This window comes from Corynebacterium sp. TAE3-ERU30 (assembly GCF_019209925.1).
Classification (GTDB): domain Bacteria; phylum Actinomycetota; class Actinomycetes; order Mycobacteriales; family Mycobacteriaceae; genus Corynebacterium; species Corynebacterium megadyptis.
The window spans coordinates 1-21,350 of the sequence record NZ_JAHUTO010000005.1; the positions used below are offsets into that span (position 1 = coordinate 1).

Sequence of the window (21,350 nt, forward strand, 5' to 3'; positions counted from 1 at the left end):
ACACTATCGAGTTCTCAAACAACATCCGCACACCATCAAACACCACACACAAGCAGTGCCATCAAGCAGCGTGTCGAAAGCTTAATACACAAGCGCCGTAACAGTCAAACCAACAACCGAACAACACCCAGTAAAACCTTCACCACCAACAAAACAACCAACACAACCGGGCCGGCCGCCTCGCTGACTCCGAAAACACTACACACAACCCCCACCCAACACCAAAACCCCAGCAAAACCCACAAAAACACCTCCCAGAGCAGGCTATAAAAGCCCAGTGCTGGGAGGTGAACGCTAGCTAAACACCGCTGGGGCTAGGTGGTCGAGGCGGCTTCGTCGAGAATATTGCGGGCCATCAGGGGGAAGACGAAGAAGTGGAAGGGGGCCACCGCCCACCAATAGGCCCGTCCGAGCAGCCCCTTGGGCTGATAGAGCGCGGTTTGGGTGTATTCGGTGCGGTTACCCTCCTCGTCTTCGACCTCCTTGAGTTCCATGACCAGCCAGGCCTCACCGGAGAGCTTCATCTCTGCCCGCAGTACCAGCTTGTGCGGGCGGTCGATGTCTTCGACCCGCCACCAATCGAGTCGGTCATTGACTTCGAGGTGGCGCGGGTCGCGCCGGCCGCCGAGACCGGGGCCGCCGATGAGCTTGTCGATGAATCCGCGGATCTGCCACAGGATCGTGGCGGAGTACCAGCCGGTGTGTCCGCCGATCCTTTCCAAGACGGGCCAGACCTTCTCGATCTCCACGGGGGTGCGGCGGACACGGACGTCGCGGTAGATATCCGAGCCAGCCCAAGTGGGGTCATTGCTCTGGGAGGCAGCCGGATCGCCGCTATCTCCCGTTATGGTGCTGGAGGCGGTACCGGCGTGTTTCCAGCTGCTATCCCACGAGGTGTCTACCCCACCCTCCGTGTCCTTGGTGATGGCACGGCTGACCGCGGTGCGGTAATCGCTGAGGCCGCCGTCGGGATCTGGGATGAGCTCGGCGATATCGTGTTCTGCGGTGACGGCGTCTTCTTGCATGGATTGGGCCAGCGGAATGGCCAGCCCCTCCGGTACGGGCGTGACCAGCCCGATCCACATGCCCGAGAGCTTGTCCATGGGCAGCGAAATCGGCATGCCGACAATCCAGCGCTTCAACCCGCGCACCGTGGCGTATTGGCGCAGCAAATCCGCGAACTCATAGGTGGTGCCGCAGCCGATGTCATAACCGCGGTTCGCTGGTTGTTCGAGATCAGCCGCGCGCACCAGGTAGTACAAGGTGTCGCGAATAGAGATCGGCTCAATCTTGTTGGTGATCCATCTCGGCGCCACCATCAGCGGCAGCCGCTCGACAAGGTGGCGGATGATCTCGAAGGAAGCGGAACCGGAACCAATGAGAGTGGCGGCGCGATAGACGATGGTCGGGGTGGGAGATTCCAGCAGGATCTGTGCCACGCGCTCGCGGGAGCGCATGTGCTTGGATAGTTCCTCCAGTGGCACATCCTGCGGATACAGCCCAGAGAGATAGATAATCTGGCTGACCCCGGCGTCGCTGGCGGCGGTAGCCACCGCGGTGGCCACGGTCTTTTCCACCTCTTCGAAATCCTGCTCCTCTCCACCCATGGAGTGCACAAGATAGAAGAGCACGTCGATGTCTTCGCAGGCGGCGCGCACGCTCTCCTGGTCTTGGAGGTCTACCTCGACGGCCTCAACATCCTCATACCAATCGAAGCGGGCGAGGCTCTTTTTGCTGCGGGAGGTCACGCGCACGCTAAAGCCGGCGGCGAGCAATTCGGGAACAAGACGACCGCCCACATACCCGGTAGCCCCTGTCACGAGGACACGCCGTTCAGGGTGCTCGGCGCTATGGTTGACCACGGACTTCTCTTGGTAGTTCATGCTCGCCACCCTACCAAGCAATCCGCCCTATCGTCGCAGCTTCTCGGCACGATTCTCGCTGCTCGAGCGCTGCATCGCCCCCGCACCGCTGAGCGGTGCTATGAGATCTAGGACACTATTTGTTAGCGTAGGTCCCTAACTTAGGCCATTCCTGCCGCATATTCAGGCGTGTCACAGCTGGCACCGCCGCTTGGTAGGGGCCTAGGTGGATAGCCCTATGTCTGCTACCCGCAGCTCGCGCCCTCTCTTCTTCAGAGGCCGGAGACTGTATGAAAGGTGCGCCAATGAGCGAGAACCTCGAGAAAAATGAAAAGAATGCGTCGCAGCACCAGGGCGACAATACAGCCACGGCCGTGGCTGATAAGCCCGCGGACGACGACTCCGCACGCGAGTCCACGGGCATGCTGGGAGCTATCGAAAGGGTCGGCAATGCCCTGCCGAACCCCTTCTGGCTCTTCGTTATTCTGTCGGGCATTGTGATCTTAAGCTCCTGGATCGGGGCGCGGATTGGCATGTCTGCCACCGATCCCGGCTCCGGCGAGACCATCGACGTGGTCAATCTCATGACCGCGGAGTACATGCAGAAGATGGTCACGGACGCGGTGGATAATTTCGTGTCCTTCGCCCCGCTGGGGTTGATCCTGGTGTGCATGTTGGGTGTCGCGGTGGCGGAGTACTCGGGATTCATCTCGGCCGCGATCCGTTCCGCGATTGCCCAGGTGCGTCACCCCGCCATGCTCACCTTCGCGGTGGCCTTGGCTGGTGTGACCGGCTCGATCGCCTCGGATGCGGTGTATGTGATCCTGATTCCGCTGGGTGCCGCCTCCTTTAATGCGGTGGGCCGCAACCCGATCGTGGGCGCCATGGTGGCCTTCGCGGCATCCTCGGCCGGCTTCAACTCTTCGCTGATTCTGAATATCACCGACGTGCTGCTGGCGGGTATCTCCACCCAGGCCGCGGCTTTTGTGGACCCGGAGTATGTGGTCTCGCCGCTGGCGAACTACTTCTTCTCTATGGCCTCGGCAGTGGTTCTTTCCCTGCTGATCACCGCGGTGACGGAGCTATTCGTGACGAAGCATGTGCGAAAGACCGTCGATGAGTCCAAGATCAACTACGACGAGGCCAGCTTCAACACCCCCGATCACTTGGAGGACGAGGGCTCGGAGGATGATCTCTCCGTGCACTCGCAGGAAGTGAAAGCGCTGAAGGCCGCCGGCTGGGCCGCGCTGCTGTTTATGGCCGCGTGGTTCGCCCTGCTCTTCATTCCCGGCTCGCCGATGCGCGGCGAGGGCGATGGCATCTTGAACTCCCCGCTGCTCACCGACATTGTCGTCTCGATTGCCCTGCTCTTCGCGGTGATCGGCATGGTCTACGGCAAGGTGATGGGCACCATCACCAGCTCGAGCGATGTGCCGGAGTTCATGGAAAAGGGTCTGGATACGCTGACCGCCATGCTGGTGCTGTTCTTCGCCGTCTCGCAGTTCACCGCCTATTTCCAGTGGTCCAATATCGGCCAGTGGACGGCGATTAAGGGCGCGGAGTTCCTCACCAGCGCCGATCTGCCGCCGGTGGTGCTCTTTGGCGCGTTGGTGCTGATGGTGGCGGTGCTGAATATCTTCATCACCTCCGGCTCCGCGCAGTGGGCGCTGATGGCTCCGGTGGTCGTGCCCATGCTGATGTATGTGAATATCTCGCCTGAGGTGGCGCAGATGCTCTTCCGCGTGGGCGATTCCCCCACCAATATCATCACCCCGATGTCGCCCTATTTCGCACTGGCTTTGTCCTTCCTGCAGAAGTACTACAAGCCGGCGGGCGTGGGCACCCTCATGAGCCTGGCTATCCCCTATTCGCTGGTCATGCTCGTGGGCTGGTTCCTCTTCTTCATCCTCTGGTACGCCCTGGGCATCCCGCTCGGCCCCGGTGTGCCGGTGCGCTAATCCCGCCCCAATCACTGACTACCGCCCCCGTCATCCTGAGTGATGGCGGGGGCGTTGGTGATAAACCCCACAGATCGTGAACAAATGTAAATTCTGCCATTGACTTTTGTTCTTAGGCGGGTTTAGCCTTGGGGATGTCATTCCGGCGCCACCGTGCAGGATGCAGCAGGTGGGCGTCGATAAGCCTTCAAACTCGAGGGAGTTCTCACCATGGCAGATATTGCTACCCCCCACATCAACCCCAAGGGCGCCCCCATCGCGGACACCGTACTCATGCCCGGCGATCCGCTGCGCGCGAAGTTCATCGCAGAGACCTACCTGGAGGATGTGGTCTGCTTCAACGAGGTCCGCAACATGCTGGGCTTCACCGGCACCTACCAGGGCCACGAGGTCTCCGTCATGGGCTCCGGCATGGGCATTCCCTCGATTTCGCTGTACTCCTGGGAGCTGTACAACACCTATGACGTGAAGAAGATCATCCGCATCGGCTCCTGCGGCTCGCTGCAGAAAGACCTCGGCCTTTACGAGGTCGTGGTGGCGCAGGGTGCCTGCACGGATTCGAACTTCATGTACCAGTACAACCTGCCCGGCACCTTCGCCCCGCTGTCCTCCTACCGCCTGCTCGAGGCGCTGCAGGCGGAGGCCAAGAACAAGGGCGTGACCACCCACGTGGGCAATATCCTCTCTTCCGATGTGTTCTACAACGCCGATGAGACCGTGAATGAGCGCTGGTCGCGCATGGGCGTGCTCGGCGTGGAGATGGAATCCGCGGGCCTGTTCGCCGTGGCCGCAGCCTCCGGCGCCGAGGCGCTGGGCCTGTTCACCGTCTCCGACAATATTGTCACCGGAGAAAAGACCACCGCCGAGGAGCGCCAGACCGCCTTCACCACGATGATGGAACTCGCGCTGCCGCTGGCCGCCGTCTAAATCGGCTCGCCCCTTTTCGCTTGTCGACGCCCACCTCGTCCCGCATAACGCGGCGGCGAGGGGCATCGACCTGCCCCGATACCCCTTTTCCGCACCCCTTTTTACTTGGTGGAGGCCATGTCAACCTCATCTTCTTCGAGCTCCGCACCGAGCTCCGCCCGCACTGCGCCCGCGATTAACCCCAAGGCAGCCGTACCGATCCTGCTCCTCAGCTTCGTGTTCTGCCTGGTGATCGATAATGGCTTTAAGTTCATGACGCTGCCGATCGCGCAGGATCTGGGCATCTCCACTAATACCGCCTCCCTGCAGGCCAGCCTGGCCGGCATCGTGATCGGCATCGGCGCGGTGGTCTATGCCGCGCTGGCCGATGTGATCAGCATCCGCAAGCTCATGATCGTGGGCATTGTGCTCATGGCCATCGGCTCGCTGGTGGGCTTTTTCTTCCAAGGCAATTGGCCGATGGTGCTCACCGGTCGCATCATCCAAACCTGCGGTCTCGCGGCCGCGGAGACGCTCTACGTTATCTACGTAACGAAGCACCTCTCCGAGAAAGACCAAAAGACCTACCTGGGCTTTTCCACCTCCGCCTTCCAGCTCGCCCTGCTATTCGGCACGCTCACCAGTGGTTTTGTGGCCACCTATATTTCGTGGACCGCGATGTTCCTCATCGCCCTGATTGCCGTGCTAGCGATTCCGGTGATCCTCAAGACGGTGCCCGAGGAAGCCTCGGCAGGCGGGCACATGGACATCTTTGGCCTCTTCCTCGTGGCCGTGGTGGCCACCAGCGTGATGCTGTACATGCAGGACTTCAAGCTCCGCTGGCTGCTGCTCACCGTGGCGGGTATCGCCCTGTTCATCTGGCATATCAGCACCCATAGCAACACCGTGGTGCGTCCCGAGTTCTTCCACAATGGCCGCTATGTGTGGGCGCTGGTGATCGTGCTCATCCTCTACTCCACCCAGCTGGGGCTGTCGGTGATTGTGATTCCCGGCGCGGTGGAAAACGTCCACGGCGGCGATCTCGCCCAGGCCTCGCTGGTGCTGGCCCCGGGCTATGCCGCCGGTGCCGTGGTGGGTGCGCTCTCCGGCCAGGTGGCGAAGGTGCTCAATTCCCGCCAGGCCATCATCACCGCCATCAGCATGATCATCTTGTCGCTGGTGCTGACCGCCGTGTTGATCAACACCAACCTGTGGGTGCTGTCGCTGGCCATGATTCTGTTCTCGGCAGGTTTCGCCGTGATGTACGCCCCGCTGGTTAATTCGGCGGTGCGCACCATCCCCGCCGCCAAGACGGGTATCGCCATCGGCTTCTACAACCTCACCATCAATATCGCCGTCCCGCTGGGTATCGCCTACTCGGCCAAGCTCGTAGAGATGGACGTGCGCTTCTTTGGTGGCGACGGCCCCGACGCCACCTACTCCTCGGTGCTGTGGCTGCTGGTGCTGCTCTCTGCCATTGCCCTTGCGGTCTATATCATCAGCGATCGCTCGATGAGCCGGGCCGAGGCTCGCAGCGAGGCCAAAGTGAACGCCTAGCTGTACCAATACTCAACGCCCCGCCGCAGGCGCTTCCGATCGAGGGAAGCCGCCGCGGCGGGGCGCTTTATGTGCGGCATCTTTAGGCAGTCAGCCGGCTAGAAGGTATACATCAGGCCGAGTACCACCAATAATGCCGCCACCACATAGCTGGCATTACGGGCCACCTTCTCTGGGTGCTCGCGGGCATACAGCACCGCGGATCCGAGGGTGGAGCGTGGCCGGTTGCGCACCAACCCCACCGCGATCGCCGATAGGGTGGGCAGGCTCAGCGCCACCGAGGCATAAAACACCAGGCCGAGATAGCGGTCGATATCCGTCAATCCCTCCGCAGAGAGCACCGCCAGCCCACCGAAAAAGGGCCCCGAGGTGGCGGACTGCGCCAGCCCGAGGATGAAACCAGTCAGCATCGTCAACGCCGAGGGCCGCTGCAAGGGGCGCAGGATACGGTCGATCAACTGGGAGTTGGAGCCGCCCCGCAGCGCCATGAGCCCAATCAAGAGGCCGGCAGCGATGAGCAGCGCGCCGAACCACGGGGAGTCCACGAAGTGCTTGACGGCATCACCGATGCCATCGAACACAAAGAGCGTCACCAGCGCCAGAGAAAATACCCCGAGCCAGTCGCCGACAATAAGCAACGCCGCCACCCGAGGATAGAGCCGATCCCGAGCCGGCAAACTCACCCCGATAGCGGCAATCACCCCGATGAGGAGCACGTTAATCGAATCGACGAAAGCAAAGGTCAAGGCTTCGAGCACGCGGCGGGCTCCTTATATATGCGGGTAGAAGGGGGAAGGATACTCATCGTGGTGGTCGTGCACGCGCATCCACCCCGTCTCATGGTAGCCGCCTGCGGCAGTGGGGCGGAATTGCTTCATGGCGGCGTCGATAAGCATAAATCTGCACCCACCCTGCCACTGCGCCTAATCTCGGGGCAGAACGAGCACAGTCCAGTATTGGAGGAATCTTATGCCTACTAATCCCATCGATGCCCCCGTGGTCGCGATCACCGGCGCTGGGGAGGGAATCGGCCGAGCCATCGCCACCCGGCTGGGCCGCGAGGGCTACGCGGTGGTGGTCTCGGATATTAATGACGAGGCGGCGGCCGCGACCGTGCAGGAGATCACCGACGCCGACGGCACTGCCACATGGGTGCATGTCGACGCCGGCAGCCCCGAGGACAATGACGCCCTCGTGGCCAGCGCCGTGGATACCTATGGCCGCCTAGACGCCGCGGTGAACAATGCCGGCCTCGGTGCCCCGCCCGCACCGCTCGGAGAGATCGACACCGCCACCTTCAATCGCGCTATCGACGTCACCCTGCGCGGCACCTTCTTTGGGATGCGCGCCCAGCTGCAGCACTTCGCCAGAGTCGGGGCCGGGGCGATTGTGAACATCATCTCCATCGGCGGGCTGCAGGCCAGCACGCATCTTTCCCCCTATATTGCGGCCAAGCACGGAGTGGTCGGCCTCACTGAGACCGCGGCGCTGGACTATGCGCCCTCCGGCATTCGCATCAACGGCGTGGCGCCTGGCCCCATCGCCACCGCCGCCCTCGACACCCTGCCTAAAAAGCTGAAGGAGGAGCAGCGAGCCCAGGTGCCGCTGGGCCGCTTCGGCGCCCCCTCAGACATTGCCGCCGCGACGGCCTGGCTGCTGTCTTCGGAGGCCTCCTTTGTCACCGGCGCCATCCTGCCGGTTGATGGCGGTGCGGTACTCGCCTAGGGCGCAGCCGCGGCGACCACCGGTTCGCGATCGCGGGGCGTGGCGCTCTCAGCGGCGCGGTTACTGCGTTGCTTGCTGCGCTGGGCACGCCGCACGAGGATCCGATCCACGATGAGCATGGCCAGCAGGCTTGCCCCGAACAGCGGCAGGAAGGTGCCCACGGTGGCGAGGAAGATGGCGATAATCGCCCAGTCCATGCCGCTGAGCTGACCCCGCGGTCCCGGCACTCCAGCCGGCGCGCCCACGGTTGGGCGCCGCTTCCACCACAGCACATAGCCCGTCACCACTAGGCCCGCCATGGCGAGCGCGGCCACACACAGCAGGATCTGCAGCGGCAGGCCGAACATGATGCCCATGTGCATATAAATGCCCCAGGACGTCAGCTTGGAAAATACCGGCAGCTCCGCAAAGGGCAGCCTGTCGACAACCTCGCCATTCGCCCCATCGATAGAGACCGCGTCGCTACCGAGGCGATAGGGCACCCAGCGCTCGCTGGCCTGCCACGCAGTCGCGGTGTCCTCGCCGGGGAAGAGGCGGAGGGATCCCGTGAGCCCCTCCTCGCGGGCAGTGGCCACCACCCGATCCGACTGTGCCGCGATCGTTTCCGCCTCCAGCGGCTCCGCGCTTCCTGCGGCGCTGCCGGCTAGTTCTGTGGCGATCGGCTCGGCCTTCCAATTCAGCGCCGTCACCGTGGCGGAGACATTCTGGCCAGCCACATTAGACCAGGTGATACCCGTGATAGACAGCCCGATCATCGCCACGAGCAGCCACGCCCCAGCGACGCCATGCCAGTTCATCATGCGCTTCCGGCTACCGGGAGTCGTATTCGCGATACCGCGCAGCGAGCCGCTGACGCTCCGAGTCCGTCGCCACCAGAGATACGCGCCGCCGAGTGCCACGAACCACATCCATGACGCCGCCATCTCCGAGTAGAGCGCGCCCGGGTCCCCGAGATGCAGGTTCTCGTGCAGACTCGAAATCCAGAAACGCATTGGCAGCTCGCCGAGCCCGGAATAGGTGGGCTCATCTCCCACCACCTCTGCGGTGGCGGGGTCCACAAAGACGCTACGCAAGCGCTTCTCCCCCACTGACTCATCGCTGAGCAGCACGCGCGTCGTTTCTCCCGGCTCCGAAGAGGGCCAAATCTGCGCAATGGGCAGATCAGGGTGCTCGTCGTGGGCGGCCCGCACTTGCTCCTCGAGTGAAACAGAGGTGTTGGATTCCGGCGCACGCAGAATATCTCGATATACAACCGATTCCATTGATGGCGCCACAGCATAAAGTGCACCACTTACTGCCGCAACGAATAGAAATGGTCCGATAAACATTCCGGCATAGAAGTGGATTCGACGCACCAATGCGCCTAATCCACTTTGACGCCGAGAACGTGTTTGTGAATTTTCGGGCATACGTTCTCCTTGACTTCTCACATGGGTTCGCTTTCAGTTGTCGGAAACGCCGCGTGAAAAGTTCCCCGAGTTCCATAATTTAGTTCCAGAACTGGAGAAGTCATTCATTTTCATTAATGCTTTGCGCATTTGTTGATATGTGCACAAAATTACTTGTGGGTGGCATCTACCAACCCTGACATCATCGGAATACAGCGAGGTAGCAGCCACTCTCGGCGACGTTCAGCTACCCCTCCGTGCGGGGCGAAATTTGGGCTGCACCCACGTATTTGGTTGAGTCATCATATGTGACTAAGAACGAGCGCCACGCAGCAACCAATCAGACTCAATCTCAGCCGGATGAGGTTCCCGACGGCCCCCTGGCCGTCAATGAACCAGTGAGTAATCCGGACCCCTCCACGGTTCCGCCGCGAATGACTGCATGGGAGTTCACTCTCAAGGTGCTCAATGGCATCTCCATCGCCGTCGTTGTGGCCCTCGTTCCCCAAGCCCTCCTGGGCGCATTATTGACAGCGCTTCTCCCGGTCTTTCCCTTTGGCGCACAGATCATCACCGTGGTGAGCATGGCGACATCCACGCTGCCGGTGCTGATCGGCGTGCTGGTGGCGATGCAATTCAAGCTCACCCCCATCCAGACCGCGGCAGTGGGCATTGCCGCCATGTGCGGTTCGGGCGTCGCCACCGTGGATCCCGAAGGCGGTTTTCACCTCCAAGGCACCGGCCTCGTGATCAACACCGGCCTGACCGCCGCACTGGCCATCGGCCTGATCTATCTCATCGGCGACCGGCTGAAGTCCTACACCATCTTGCTGATGTCCACCCTGGTGACGGTGATTGCCGGCGGCATTGGCTGGATCGTCACCTACCCCCTGGTCAAAATCTTCACCGAATGGCTCGGCGGCCTCATCAATGGCACCACGGGGCTACAACCGATCCTCATGGGCATTGTGCTCGCCATGATCTTTGCCGCCCTGATCGTCTCCCCTGTCTCGACGGTGGGCTTGGCCACGGCGATCATGATGGATGGCGTCGCCGCCGGCACGGCGAACCTCGGTGTTGTTGCAGCCGGCTTCGGCCTCATGGTCGCCGGATGGAAGGCAAATAACTTCAGCACCGCGATTCTGCACCTACTGGGTTCTCCGAAGATGCAGATGGCCAACGCCTTCAAACGGCCCGTGATGATGATTCCGATTCTCGCCCACGCTGCCGTATTGGGCGCCATCGGAGGCGCGGCCGGTATTGCGGGCACCCCCATCTCCGCCGGTTTCGGCATCACCGGTGCGGTGGGACCACTCGCCGCCTATAACACCGGCAGCCCCCTCGCGACCGTGCTCCTCATCTTCCTTGTGGCCCCCACTGCGCTCTCGCTGCTTTTCACCTTCATTTTCCAAAAGCTGCTGCCGATTACCTCCCCCAAGGATTACGCCCTCGAGTTTGACTAGAGCGGGCGCGCCTAGTCCTAGCACTGGGGGCTCGTGCGCGGGGAGCGGCCGATCTCGGCGCTACGTTCGCTGCCCACTGCGCCGCCTTTTCACCGTTCGCATATCCCGCCGAGTACGGGGCAGCTCACGAAATAAAGGCATTCGAATAGGGTTATATGCACTTGTCTAAGTCATAGTGCACTTATTCCACTCACGGCGGCCAGTGTGGAAAGAATATCGAGGAATATAGAGAAACACAGTAGTTTCTGCCGTGACGCGGCGAGTTATTCACAGTTCTTAGCGGATGGCAGTGACTTTCTGTAGTAGTCTGCGCTTTTCGTTGGCACAGCACTTTCTTTTTCTCAACACACACAAACCCGGGGTGCATTCCTCATGACGCCACACCAGGGGCTGCGCAGCCGCTGCACACACCACGAATTCTGGGCATCGTCTCTAGCTCTTGGCGTAGCTGTTCGACAGACACCTCCGTCTCGCCCGCGGTCTCGACACCAGCACCGCTCGCGGCGCAGCTGTCGAATACCTGATCTGTGTTCTCGGGGGCGTGATCGACTGAATCGTTATCCATGACTGCACTTAGGAGTAGCCACAGCGGGAATAACACAATCCCCACACAGCGATTCCTCGATGACGCATAATGCAGGGCTAGTGTCCACCTTGGGAAGCACGCTCAGCATCAACCAACCAGGAGTTCACCATCACCACCCACAAAGAACGTGGCGTAGAAGGTCAGTTGGGCTAGACCACCTCCACGGTGTCTGGATCAACCGAGAGGATTTCAGTGAGGATGTCGAGGCCGTCATCGTCGATGAATAACTCAATATTCTCCTGCACGGTATAGGGCCCCCAATCGTCCATCCCGAAGTGCTGGGCCGCAAGCATGTAGTGCGCTATTGCGTATCCATACTCACTGTATTTTTCCTCTTTCTGAACTTGCTCCATGACCCAATCAGGTATAGAGGGCCCCGACGCGACGACGAACTCGTAGACGTCTTCGCGGCTTTTGAACGTCGGGAAATCCACCACCACCCTCCTTTCTCAGCTTCTCGCCTTCACAGGGGAGGCGCGGGCCTGAACTGCACCACGGTCGACAACGTTGGTGCCATAAAGCTAGCACACCCTCAACCAGCGTAAACACAACAAAACCCCTAGTAGAAAACTACTAGGGGAAATGCTGTTAGTGGAGCTGCCGGGAATCGAACCCGGGTCCTTCGTCATCTCACCAGGGCTTCTCCGTGCGCAGTTCGTGCGCTGATCTCTACTCGGCTCTCCGGCTTGGACGAACACATCCGGATGATGAGCCCAGTTGTCGGTAAGAGTCCCCGCTGGCCCCGTCAACACAGCCAGTGGGCAAGTTCCCTTAAGTCGATGCCGGGAACTAGGGCGGGAACTACCCTAGGCCGACAGACACGCGTCGCTGATTAGGCAGCGAGGGCGTAGTCACGCTGAGAGGTCTTCTCTGCGTTTATTTTAGTTACTACGACGCTTAAATCGGTGGTCAGTAGTCTGCACCGGCACGCTTCCCCTGGATCAGTGTACGAAGTCGAAACCAAAAATCAGCCCCTCGTTCGTCCTGTGACACGGTCGGGTGTTGTGCTCATCCGTTCACAGGAAGCTCCATCTTACACCTCAGAATGGGCGCTGACAATGCCCCACCATGGGGCTGCGCTGATGAGTCACTAATCTGGCACTAATCAGGCGTTGATGCCCTTGATCCGCCGCCCCAGCTCGCGAGTGATCTCGCGTTCTTCGGTGCGCTTTTTAATGTCTTGGCGCTTGTCATAGGCCTGCTTACCCTCGGCCAGTCCGAGCTCCAGCTTGAGCCGGCCATCTTTGAAATAGAGCTTCAGCGGAATCAAGGTGCGCTTCCCATCGCGTACCTTGCCCTCGAGGGAGTCGATCTCACGGCGATGCAAGAGCAGCTTGCGGTTGCGCCGCGGGGAGTGGTTGGTCCAGGTACCCATGGAGTATTCGGGAATGTTGAGGTGCTGCAGCCACACCTCTCCCCTATCGATGGTGGCGAAGGAGTCAGCGAGGGAGACTTTCCCTTCCCTGATGGATTTCACCTCGGTACCGACGAGAGCGACGCCGCACTCGTAGGTGTCCAGGATAGTGAAGTCATGCCGCGCTCGCCTATTGGTTGCCACCACGGCGTCTTTTCCGGCGCGCTGCTGCTTCTTCTTCTTTTTGCTCATAACAGCTCCCCAGTCTAGCGTGCACTCGTTCCGAGTCCTACGCCCTCCCCCTCCAGGGTTCGCCGCCAATTAGTGATACACGGCAACGCGATACTCGGGCCCTTCCATGCAGGTGACCTCGGTGTGGAAGATCTCGGTGAGGATCTCTCCTGTCATGATCTCCTCGGGCGGGCCGAAGTAGAGCACCTCGCCGTTTTGCACGGCGCAGATCTGGTCGGCATAGGCGGAGGCGAAGTTAATATCGTGCAGCACCACGATGATCGTGCGCCCCAGCTCGCGGGCGGCAGTACGTAGGTGCTTCATCATGGACACGGAGTGGGCGACGTCGAGGTTATTCAGCGGCTCGTCGAGCAGCACGTATTCGGTGTCTTGGGCGAGCACCATCGCCACATAGGCGCGCTGTCGCTGCCCTCCCGAGAGCTCGTCGAGATAGCGGTCCTCGAGATCGGTGAGCTTGAAGAAGTCGAGATAGCGCTCGATGATCGTTTCGTCCTCGGCGGTGAGCCGCCCCTTGCTATAGGGGAAACGCCCAAAGCTGACGAGCTGGCGCACGGTGAGCCGAGTGATGAAGTGATTGTCTTGGCGCAGGATCGATAGCACGTGTGCGAGATCCTCCGAGCGGGTGCTGGCCACATCGTAGCCAGCCACGGTGATCGTGCCGCTATCCATTCCTAAGAGGCGACCGATCATCGTCAGCAGCGTGGACTTTCCGGCACCATTGGGGCCGACGAGGGCGGTGATGCCACCGGTCGGGATCTCAAGGTCCACGGGTCCGATCTCTGTGTCCGAGCCATAGGTTTTGGAAACATTGGTCAGACGAATCATAGGGTGCCTTTCCGAAGGATCACGATGAGGAATGCCAGTCCGCCGACGAGCTCGATGATGATGGACACCACGCCCTGGGCGTAGAAGATGTGCTTCATCACGAAGTAGGCGCCCGCCAGCACAACGAAGCCCATCAGGGCCGCCATCGGCAGAATCCGCCGGTGGTCATAGGTATCCGCGGCTTGGTAGGACAAGGTGGCGACGAGGAAGCCAAGGAAGGTGATGGGCCCGATGAGTGCGGTGGACACAGCCATGAGGCAGGCCACGCAGGTGAGCACGATGATGGTGTGGCGCCGGTAGTTCACCCCGAGATTCGTGGTGGCTTCCCTGCCCAAGGCGAGCACATTGAGTGTGCGGGACTTGCCAAGCAAAATGACGGCGGCCACGATCATCACTGGTATCGCGATGGGCAGATAAGAGGAATCGGCGTTATTGACCGAGCCAAACATCTTCGCGGCGAGCACATCGAACTCGCTAGGGCTTAACATGCGGCGCATGAAGGTGGACACCGATGTCAGACCGCCGCCGATGATGATGCCGATGAGCAGCATCAGCTGCATATCGCTTCCATGCCCGTCCAAGAGCCACCCATAGAGCATGAGCGCCAGCAGCACCATCACCACGACCTGCACGCCGAATTGCATCGGCCCAGAGAAGGCAATAAATCCAGATACTCCGAGGAAGTAGACCAAGCTGGTCTGGATGGTGATGTAGAGGGCCTCGAAGCCCATGATGGAGGGGGTGACGATGCGGTTATTCGCCACCGTTTGGAAGGCGACGGTGGCAAGCCCGTGGCAGATCGCGACAATCGCCATCACCGCTACCGAGAAGGCACGCCGCTCCGCAATGAGCCAGAAGCCGCGGGTGCCCACCTCCATCGGGTTGTCCCACCACACCAGCAGCACTGCGAGCGCAACGGCGGCCACGCTCAGTGCCACCATAAGCCACCAATAGCGCCGAGCTGTGCGCTTGGAGCCGAAGGCGAGTGTGCGATGCCGCGGCGCGGCGGAATCGGCAGAGCCCGAGGGTGGAGAAGGCTGGGAGTTGGCGTCGATAAGCGAAAAAGAAGCCATCTAGATTCTGCCCTTTCGATGAGAGAGAAGCAGGCCGATAAAGACGACGGCCCCGACGATGCCGAGGATCACGGACACGGGAATTTCGAAGGGCATGATGATCAACCGGCCAATGAGATCGCAGACGGTGACAATGCCGATGCCGAGCAGGCACACCCAGGGAAGGTTGGAGCGGAGGTCATCGCCGCGGATCATGGACACCACATTCGGCACGATCAGGCCCACGAAGGGCAGGTTGCCGACGACGACCGTCACCACTCCTGTGGCGAAGGCAATCATGAGGGTGCCGATCAAGAGGACGCGATTGTAGTTCACGCCGATGGTGGTGGCGAGGTCCTGGCCCAGGCCGGCGGCGGTGAGGCGATCCGCCAAGATCCATACCGCCACGACAACAAAGGCCACCAACCACAACACCTCGTATTGTCCCCGCAGCACCGAGGTGAAACTGCCGGCAAACCAGATGCCGAGCTGCTGCAGCATATTGACTTGAAGGGCGACGAAGGTGGAGATGGAGCTGATGACCGCCCCCAGCATGATGCCCACGATGGGCACGATCAGGGAGCTGCGCAGACTGACTCGGCGCAAAAAGAGGAAGAACACTACGGTGCCGACGAAAGCGAACACCACCGCGGAGACCATGCGCACGGTCAGCGACGGGTTCGGGAAGATGATCATGGCAAAAAGCAAGCCCAGAGCCGCCCATTCCGTGGTTCCGGTAGTGGTGGGTTCCACGAAGCGGTTCTGGGTAAGCAGCTGCATCACCAATCCCGACAGCGCCATGGCGGCGCCGGCCAGCACGAGCGCAATAGTGCGGGGGATGCGGGTGATGTTGAGCATCTCTGAGGTGTCATGCACCCCGACGAGAAGCGAGGCCACCAGCAGTCCCGCCACCGCCACGATACCCACCGCGAGCTTCCAATCCCATACCGAGTGGCGGGTGGTGCGGCGAGCGGGCCGCGAATCACGGCCATCAGCAGAGGTAACGGCGGGGGTGCTCATCGCTGTGGTAGCTCCTTAAGTGATGCGTGGCACAGCCCGCAGGCTGAGCGCACAGGTGGGACAACACAAACCACACCCGCGTGGTGGTCCACGACCTGCCCACGCGGGTGTGGAACACGTGCTACTTCTTCAGAGCCTTGAACTTCTCCGCAATAGCGTTGAAGTATTCAGTGTAGGTTTGGATGCCCTCATTGGTGTAGGTGTCGTTATCCATCACCATGATGGCGTCGTTCTGGATCGCGGGGACGTCCTTGAGTGCCTCAGAGTTGCGGAGCACCTCCAGGGCCGGGGTGTAGTCGGGATCGTCGGCCTTCACAGCGGCGTCGCGGTCCATCACCAGCAGGATGTCGGGGTTCGCGGCGGCGATAGCCTCCACGGAGATGTCATCGCCCTTGTGGTCATCGGAGACGTTGTCCACCTCGAGGGCCGGGGTGAGGTCCAGAAGGTCGAACACCGGGCCCAGGGTGCGGCCCACGGTGGGGGCCACATAGCCGATTTCACCGCCGGAGACGATCACGGCCATCACGCTGAGATCAGGGTCATAGGCCTCCTTGGCGGCGGCGACCGACTCATCGAACTTATCGTTGAGCTTCTTGGCGTCGTCCTCGCGCTGGAAGATCTTGCCCACGTCGGTGGTCTGGTTCTTCAGCTCCTCGCCGAGATCCTCGCCTTCCTCGATCTCATAGTCGAGCACCGTTGCATCGGGCACGAGCGACTTGATGTCCTCGTACATGCGCTGGAAGCGCTGGCCGTTCAGCACCAGGTCGGGCTCGGCGGCCACGATGACCTCGAGGTCCGGCTCGATGTGATTGCCGATGTTCACCACGGAATCGTCGGTGCGATAGCTGATGGTGGTGGGGATGATGTCCTGCGGGGCCGCCACCAGCGGGATGTCCCAGTCCTGCAGGGTCTCGAGGATGCGGTTATCGGTGGCCACGACGCGCTGCGGATCCACCGGTACTTCGTGCTCACCGAATTGATCGGTGACGCTGACCATCTTTACCTCGCCGCTGGAGGCGGAACCATCCGCTGCGGAGGAAGAAGAGGAAGAGGACCCACTGTCCTCACCGGTGGCACAGCCCGCAAGGCTGAGTGCAGCAATGGCACTGAGAGCAGTAAAGCGAAGGTGCTTCTTCATATTGGGTTAATCGTCCTTTCATCGAGAGCGTCCACCATGCATGTGGCCGACAACCACGGCAGGTACGGCGCCCAGTCCGTACGAGTGCGTCTCACTCGACGTGACAGCGAAACGTCGAAGCCCACGTCGCCACCTATGCGACAGCCGCTTCTGTGGCGGATCTGCTTCGACACAGAGAAAGGGTAACGCACCCTTACCCCCAATTCCTAGGGTTAATTTAGCTTTCGCTCACTTAGGACTGCCTCAACTGCCTAAACCGAGGATATTCTCGCATTCACTACCCCCATATCGGGTAGGCATGCCTCCGCTCTGCCCCTACGCTTCCGTACCCAGCAGACAGCAGAACGCCCACCGGCCTTCACGCTTCTTCCCTTTGCGGGAAAACTGTGCGGCAGGTGGGCGTCGATAAGCGCTGCGGCGGAAACTATTTCCGCACGTATATGCGCAGGGTCACGTCTGCGGTAATGGCCGCAAAACCCACACCAATGAGTGCAATCACCGGGGCGAGAACCCACACGTGCTGGTCGAGCACGGGAGCGATGATGTGGGAGGAGTAGAGATCGGACAGGGCCTGGTCCACCACCAGCTTCTTGCCGGCGAAAAGCCCGGCGACGGCGAGTGCCGAGCCGATGAGGGCGGCGAATACGGCCTCCAAAATGAAGGGCGCTTGGGTGTACCACCGCGAGGCGCCGACGATGCGCATGATCTTGGTTTCTTCCCGCCGGTGATAGGCGGCGAGCTGCACCATATTGGCGATGAGGAACATCGCGGCCACGGCCTGCACCGCGGCGATCAGGAAGGTGGCGTTGCGGATCGAATCAAGGTTATCGGTGGCCGCGCGGACATCATCGTTTTGGTCGATGATCGCGATGACCTGCTCCTTGTCGCGGATGGGCTCCAGCGGGGAATCATCGAGCGGATTCGTCAGCTGCACGTGCAATGCAGCGGGCAGGGCATCCTCGGTGGTCGATTCCACCAGCTGGGGGTCGGTGTCCTTAAAGAGCTCCACGAAGCGCTCATAGCTATCGGCGCGGGAGCGGAAGGTCACGGCCTCAACGCCCTCGGCACCGTCGAGCTGCTCGCGGATCTCGCGGCAGGCATCGCTTTCGCAGGTGGGATCGTTGGCCGAGATCTCCTCGTCGAATTGCACGATGGTCTCCACCCGATCCAGGTAGATATCCTTGGTGCGTTCGGTCATGTTGGTCACCAAAATGCCGGTGGCCAGCAGTGCCAGCGAGATTGCGGTGGTAATCACCAACGCGATGGTCATGGTGATGTTGCGTCCGAGCCCCTGCAGGGCTTCACGCAGCACGATTCCAAGCCTCATAATGTTGTCTCCTTATTGTCCCGCTGCTACTTAATTGCCCTCGCCGTAGACGCCGCGGACGTCATCACGGACGAGCTTGCCCAAGTTCAACTCGATAACGCGACGGCGCATGGCGTCCACCGCACCAGCGTTGTGCGTAGACATCACCACGGTGGTGCCCGTCTTATTGATGCGGTTGAGCAGCACCATAATGTCCGTGGAGGTGTGCGGGTCAAGGTTGCCGGTGGGCTCATCGGCCAAGAGCAACAGCGGCCGGTTCACGAAGGCGCGGGCAATGGCCACGCGCTGCTGCTCGCCGCCGGATAGCTCATGGGGCATGCGATTGCCCTTGGCTTCGAGGCCGACCATCTCGAGAGTCTCGGGCACCAGCTTGTCGATGGCCTTTTTATCCTTGCCAATTACTTCCAGAGCGAAGGCCACGTTGTCGTAGACATTCTTCTTCGGCAGCAGCTTGAAGTCCTGGAAGACGAAGCCGATCTTGCGCCGGAGCTCATTAATCTTCTTCCCACGCAGGGCGTTGACATGGAAGTCATCGAAGTAGATATCGCCGCTCGTCACGTCTTCCTCGCGCACGAGCAGCTGCAGGAAGGTGGACTTGCCCGACCCCGATTGGCCGATCAGGAAGACAAACTCGCCCTTCTCAATCTCTAGGTTGATATTGTCCAGCGCTGGGCGCGTGGACGTCTTATATGTCTTGGTTACACCATCAAACGTGATCACATGAACCACCCTAGTTCCCAGCAGTCACATTGAAAACTCTGCTGTTGGCTGGTGTTAAAGTCTGCCCCCACATTTCTGCCGCGCGCTTATCGACGCTCACCTGCGCCGATCCCACGGAGAAAGGCCGAGTTAATCCTCCTCGGAGTTCTGGGCGATGCGCCAGCGAATCCCGGCCTCGAGGAAGTCATCGATGTCGCCTTCAAGGACCTTGGTGGGATCATTGACCTCGTAGTTCATCCGCAGATCCTTCACCATTTGATAGGGGTGCAGCACATAGGAGCGCATCTGGTTGCCCCAGGAGGCATTGCCGCCGGCGCCCAGGGCGTCCATCTCATTGCGTTCTTCTTGGCGCTTGCGCTCCAGCAGCTTGGCCTGCAACACGCGCATGGCCGAGGCCTTGTTCTGATGCTGCGATTTTTCGTTTTGGCAGCTCACCACCAGCCCGGTGGGCAGGTGGGTCAGGCGCACGGCGGAGTCGGTGGTATTCACGCTCTGCCCGCCGGGGCCGGAGGAACGGAAAACATCCACCCGGATATCGGAGTCGGGGATGTCGATATGGTCGGTCTTTTCCACCACCGGCAGCACCTCCACCTCGGCGAAGGAGGTTTGGCGGCGGCTTTGATTATCGAAGGGCGAGAGCCGCACCAAACGGTGCGCCCCCTGCTCCACCGACAAGGTGCCGTACATGTACTCGCCGTGCACCACGAAGGTGGCGGATTTAATGCCGGCCTCCTCCGCATAGGAGATGTCATAGACATCCACCTTGTGGCCCTTCTTCTCCGCCCAGCGGGTGTACATGCGCATGAGCATCTCGGCCCAGTCTGCGGCATCCACGCCACCTGCGCCGGAACGGATATTGATCACGGCCTCGCGGGCGTCATACTCGCCGGAGAGCATGGTGGTTACTTCCAGCGACTCGATCTCTTTTTGCAGCGCCCGCAGCTCTTCATCGGCCAGATCCTCCGGCTCGCCCTCTTCCTCGGCCAGCTGGTACATAATCGGCAGATCGTCTACCCGCTGGCGTAGCTGGGTCAGGCGTTTGAGCTGGGATTGCTTATTGGATAGCTCCGTGGTGACGCTCTGGGCGTGCTCGGGATCATCCCAGAGCGAGGGATCGGCGGCCTTCATCTCCAACTCCCGCACGGCATCACTCAGCCCCACCGGGTCAAGTACCTTCTCCAAGGTGCTCAGGGTGGAATCTAGGCTGGCATGCTGGTGCTGAATCTCGGGGCGCATAGTTGTTCATTCTATGCATATCTCTCAACCGCGCCGAACGCGGGCAGAGCGTGCCGCTCCCCCACCTGCGCTCCGTGAGCACACCTGCGCGCGGCAGACAAGGCACAATGGTGGACATGAGTTCTTTAGCTGAGATGATCTCCTCCGTCACTTCTACTTTTGTTGTCGCCCAACAAGACCGCTCCGATGAGCAGTTGGCGCAGGCACTGGTCTATAACGCCAGCCGGCTGGCGTGGCGGATGCGGGAGGTGGGCATTACCACCGAGCGCAAAACCAGCGTCTCAGATGTAGTCACCGAGGCCGATCGCGCTGCCGAGAGCTTTGTCTCTGATGCACTCAAGGCGCTGCGCCCCGAGGACGGGGTGCGCGGCGAGGAGGGCAGCTCGCGGGAATCCGACTCCGGCCGCTATTGGGTGATCGACCCCATCGACGGCACCTTCAACTTCTCCCGCGGCTCCGACTATTGGTGCTCCGCCCTGGCGCTGGTCAGCGGCACCCCGGACGAGCCCGAGCAGGTGCACTTCGGCGCCGTCCACCGCCCCGATATGGGCTATACCTGGTTTGGCGGCCCCGAGATCCCCACCACCCGCGATGGCAAATCCCTTCCCCCGCTCAGCGACGCCGATATCTCCACCATCCCTCTGGCCACCTATCTCCACCCCACCTATGTGGGCAATGCCGAGGTGGCCGGCGCATGGCAGGCGGTGGCGCAGCTGCCCTCCACCATCCGCATGTGGGGCGCGGGCAGCGTGGATCTGGCCAGCGTCGCCGATGGCACGATGGGGGCATGGATGCAGCATTCGGTGCCCTCGTGGGATTGGCTGCCCGGCCGCGCCCTCGTGGAGGGAAACGGCGGCGCCACGGCCCAGGTAGAGGCCGGCGGCGTGATCTGGTCTATCGCCGGTAATGCCCAGGCGGTGGAGCAGATCCGCGCCGCCCTAGAGTCTTAAAAAACCGTTTACTGATATCTCTCAAGGAGCC

At 61.1% G+C, this 21,350-nt stretch carries 19 protein-coding genes and 1 other RNA gene; 6 read left to right on the forward strand and 14 right to left on the reverse strand.

The window, feature by feature from the left end; all coding sequences use genetic code 11:
- Positions 1 to 314 precede the first annotated feature (314 nt).
- On the reverse strand, positions 315 to 1,883 hold the full coding sequence (locus KR227_RS09780) for an SDR family oxidoreductase (RefSeq protein ID WP_218365168.1): 1,569 nt from the start codon (positions 1,881 to 1,883) through the stop codon (positions 315 to 317).
- A 401-nt stretch (positions 1,884 to 2,284) separates the two neighbouring features.
- Between KR227_RS09780 and KR227_RS09785 the strand changes: the two genes are divergently transcribed.
- The 3 genes from KR227_RS09785 (at position 2,285) to KR227_RS09795 (ending at position 6,283) form a co-directional block, all read left to right on the forward strand.
- Positions 2,285 to 3,820: an AbgT family transporter gene (locus KR227_RS09785; protein WP_255549296.1), complete on the forward strand. Its 1,536-nt coding sequence runs from the start codon at positions 2,285 to 2,287 to the stop codon at positions 3,818 to 3,820.
- Between the two features lie 210 nt (positions 3,821 to 4,030).
- Positions 4,031 to 4,747: a purine-nucleoside phosphorylase gene (deoD, locus tag KR227_RS09790; RefSeq protein WP_218365169.1), complete on the forward strand. Its 717-nt coding sequence runs from the start codon at positions 4,031 to 4,033 to the stop codon at positions 4,745 to 4,747.
- A 117-nt stretch (positions 4,748 to 4,864) separates the two neighbouring features.
- Positions 4,865 to 6,283 carry an MFS transporter gene (locus KR227_RS09795; protein WP_218365170.1) on the forward strand — a complete coding sequence of 473 codons (1,419 nt, stop codon included), beginning with the start codon at positions 4,865 to 4,867 and terminating at the stop codon, positions 6,281 to 6,283.
- A 98-nt stretch (positions 6,284 to 6,381) separates the two neighbouring features.
- On the opposite strand, the gene KR227_RS09800 is transcribed toward KR227_RS09795, so the two are convergent.
- Positions 6,382 to 7,041: a hypothetical protein gene (locus KR227_RS09800; protein ID WP_218365171.1), complete on the reverse strand. Its 660-nt coding sequence runs from the start codon at positions 7,039 to 7,041 to the stop codon at positions 6,382 to 6,384.
- Between the two features lie 12 nt (positions 7,042 to 7,053).
- Positions 7,054 to 7,179: a hypothetical protein gene (locus tag KR227_RS10815; RefSeq protein ID WP_255549287.1), complete on the reverse strand. Its 126-nt coding sequence runs from the start codon at positions 7,177 to 7,179 to the stop codon at positions 7,054 to 7,056.
- Positions 7,180 to 7,252: 73 nt separating this feature from the next.
- Here KR227_RS10815 and KR227_RS09805 point away from each other — a divergent pair, with 73 nt between their 5' ends.
- Positions 7,253 to 8,008: an SDR family NAD(P)-dependent oxidoreductase gene (locus KR227_RS09805; protein WP_218365172.1), complete on the forward strand. Its 756-nt coding sequence runs from the start codon at positions 7,253 to 7,255 to the stop codon at positions 8,006 to 8,008.
- Here KR227_RS09805 and KR227_RS09810 read toward each other — a convergent pair.
- A complete protein-coding gene (locus KR227_RS09810; RefSeq protein ID WP_218365173.1) occupies positions 8,005 to 9,417 on the reverse strand; it encodes a PepSY domain-containing protein in 1,413 nt (470 codons plus the stop codon). The genes KR227_RS09805 and KR227_RS09810 overlap by 4 nt on opposite strands.
- Before the next feature lie 413 nt (positions 9,418 to 9,830).
- Here KR227_RS09810 and KR227_RS09815 point away from each other — a divergent pair, with 413 nt between their 5' ends.
- Positions 9,831 to 10,859 (forward strand): PTS sugar transporter subunit IIC, encoded by a 1,029-nt coding sequence (locus tag KR227_RS09815; RefSeq protein WP_218365298.1) that lies wholly within the window; start codon positions 9,831 to 9,833, stop codon positions 10,857 to 10,859.
- Positions 10,860 to 11,594: 735 nt separating this feature from the next.
- Here KR227_RS09815 and KR227_RS09820 read toward each other — a convergent pair.
- The 10 genes from KR227_RS09820 to prfB form a co-directional block, all read right to left on the reverse strand.
- Positions 11,595 to 11,879, reverse strand: coding sequence for a hypothetical protein (locus tag KR227_RS09820; protein ID WP_218365174.1), 285 nt, complete (start codon positions 11,877 to 11,879; stop codon positions 11,595 to 11,597).
- A gap of 155 nt (positions 11,880 to 12,034) precedes the next feature.
- Positions 12,035 to 12,420, reverse strand: a transfer-messenger RNA (tmRNA) gene (ssrA, locus tag KR227_RS09825).
- Between the two features lie 130 nt (positions 12,421 to 12,550).
- The gene (gene smpB / locus KR227_RS09830; RefSeq protein ID WP_218365175.1) at positions 12,551 to 13,051 is read right to left on the reverse strand and encodes an SsrA-binding protein SmpB; all 501 of its coding nucleotides are present in this window, start codon (positions 13,049 to 13,051) and stop codon (positions 12,551 to 12,553) included.
- Positions 13,052 to 13,120: 69 nt separating this feature from the next.
- The gene (locus KR227_RS09835) at positions 13,121 to 13,876 is read right to left on the reverse strand and encodes an ABC transporter ATP-binding protein (protein WP_218365176.1); all 756 of its coding nucleotides are present in this window, start codon (positions 13,874 to 13,876) and stop codon (positions 13,121 to 13,123) included.
- Positions 13,873 to 14,949: an iron chelate uptake ABC transporter family permease subunit gene (locus tag KR227_RS09840; protein WP_218365177.1), complete on the reverse strand. Its 1,077-nt coding sequence runs from the start codon at positions 14,947 to 14,949 to the stop codon at positions 13,873 to 13,875. Before KR227_RS09840 ends, KR227_RS09835 begins: the two co-directional genes overlap by 4 nt.
- On the reverse strand, positions 14,950 to 15,948 hold the full coding sequence (locus KR227_RS09845) for an ABC transporter permease (RefSeq protein WP_218365178.1): 999 nt from the start codon (positions 15,946 to 15,948) through the stop codon (positions 14,950 to 14,952).
- Positions 15,949 to 16,069: 121 nt separating this feature from the next.
- Entirely contained in the window at positions 16,070 to 17,086 is a 1,017-nt protein-coding gene (locus KR227_RS09850; RefSeq protein WP_218365179.1) for a siderophore ABC transporter substrate-binding protein, read from the reverse strand.
- Positions 17,087 to 17,510: 424 nt separating this feature from the next.
- A complete protein-coding gene (gene ftsX / locus KR227_RS09855) occupies positions 17,511 to 18,413 on the reverse strand; it encodes a permease-like cell division protein FtsX (RefSeq protein WP_151530431.1) in 903 nt (300 codons plus the stop codon).
- Between the two features lie 30 nt (positions 18,414 to 18,443).
- A complete protein-coding gene (ftsE, locus tag KR227_RS09860) occupies positions 18,444 to 19,133 on the reverse strand; it encodes a cell division ATP-binding protein FtsE (protein ID WP_218365180.1) in 690 nt (229 codons plus the stop codon).
- A gap of 129 nt (positions 19,134 to 19,262) precedes the next feature.
- Positions 19,263 to 20,369: a peptide chain release factor 2 gene (gene prfB, locus KR227_RS09865; protein WP_218365181.1), complete on the reverse strand. Its 1,107-nt coding sequence runs from the start codon at positions 20,367 to 20,369 to the stop codon at positions 19,263 to 19,265.
- A gap of 107 nt (positions 20,370 to 20,476) precedes the next feature.
- Here prfB and KR227_RS09870 point away from each other — a divergent pair, with 107 nt between their 5' ends.
- Positions 20,477 to 21,319, forward strand: coding sequence for an inositol monophosphatase family protein (locus KR227_RS09870; protein ID WP_218365182.1), 843 nt, complete (start codon positions 20,477 to 20,479; stop codon positions 21,317 to 21,319).
- Positions 21,320 to 21,350: the final 31 nt, after the last annotated feature.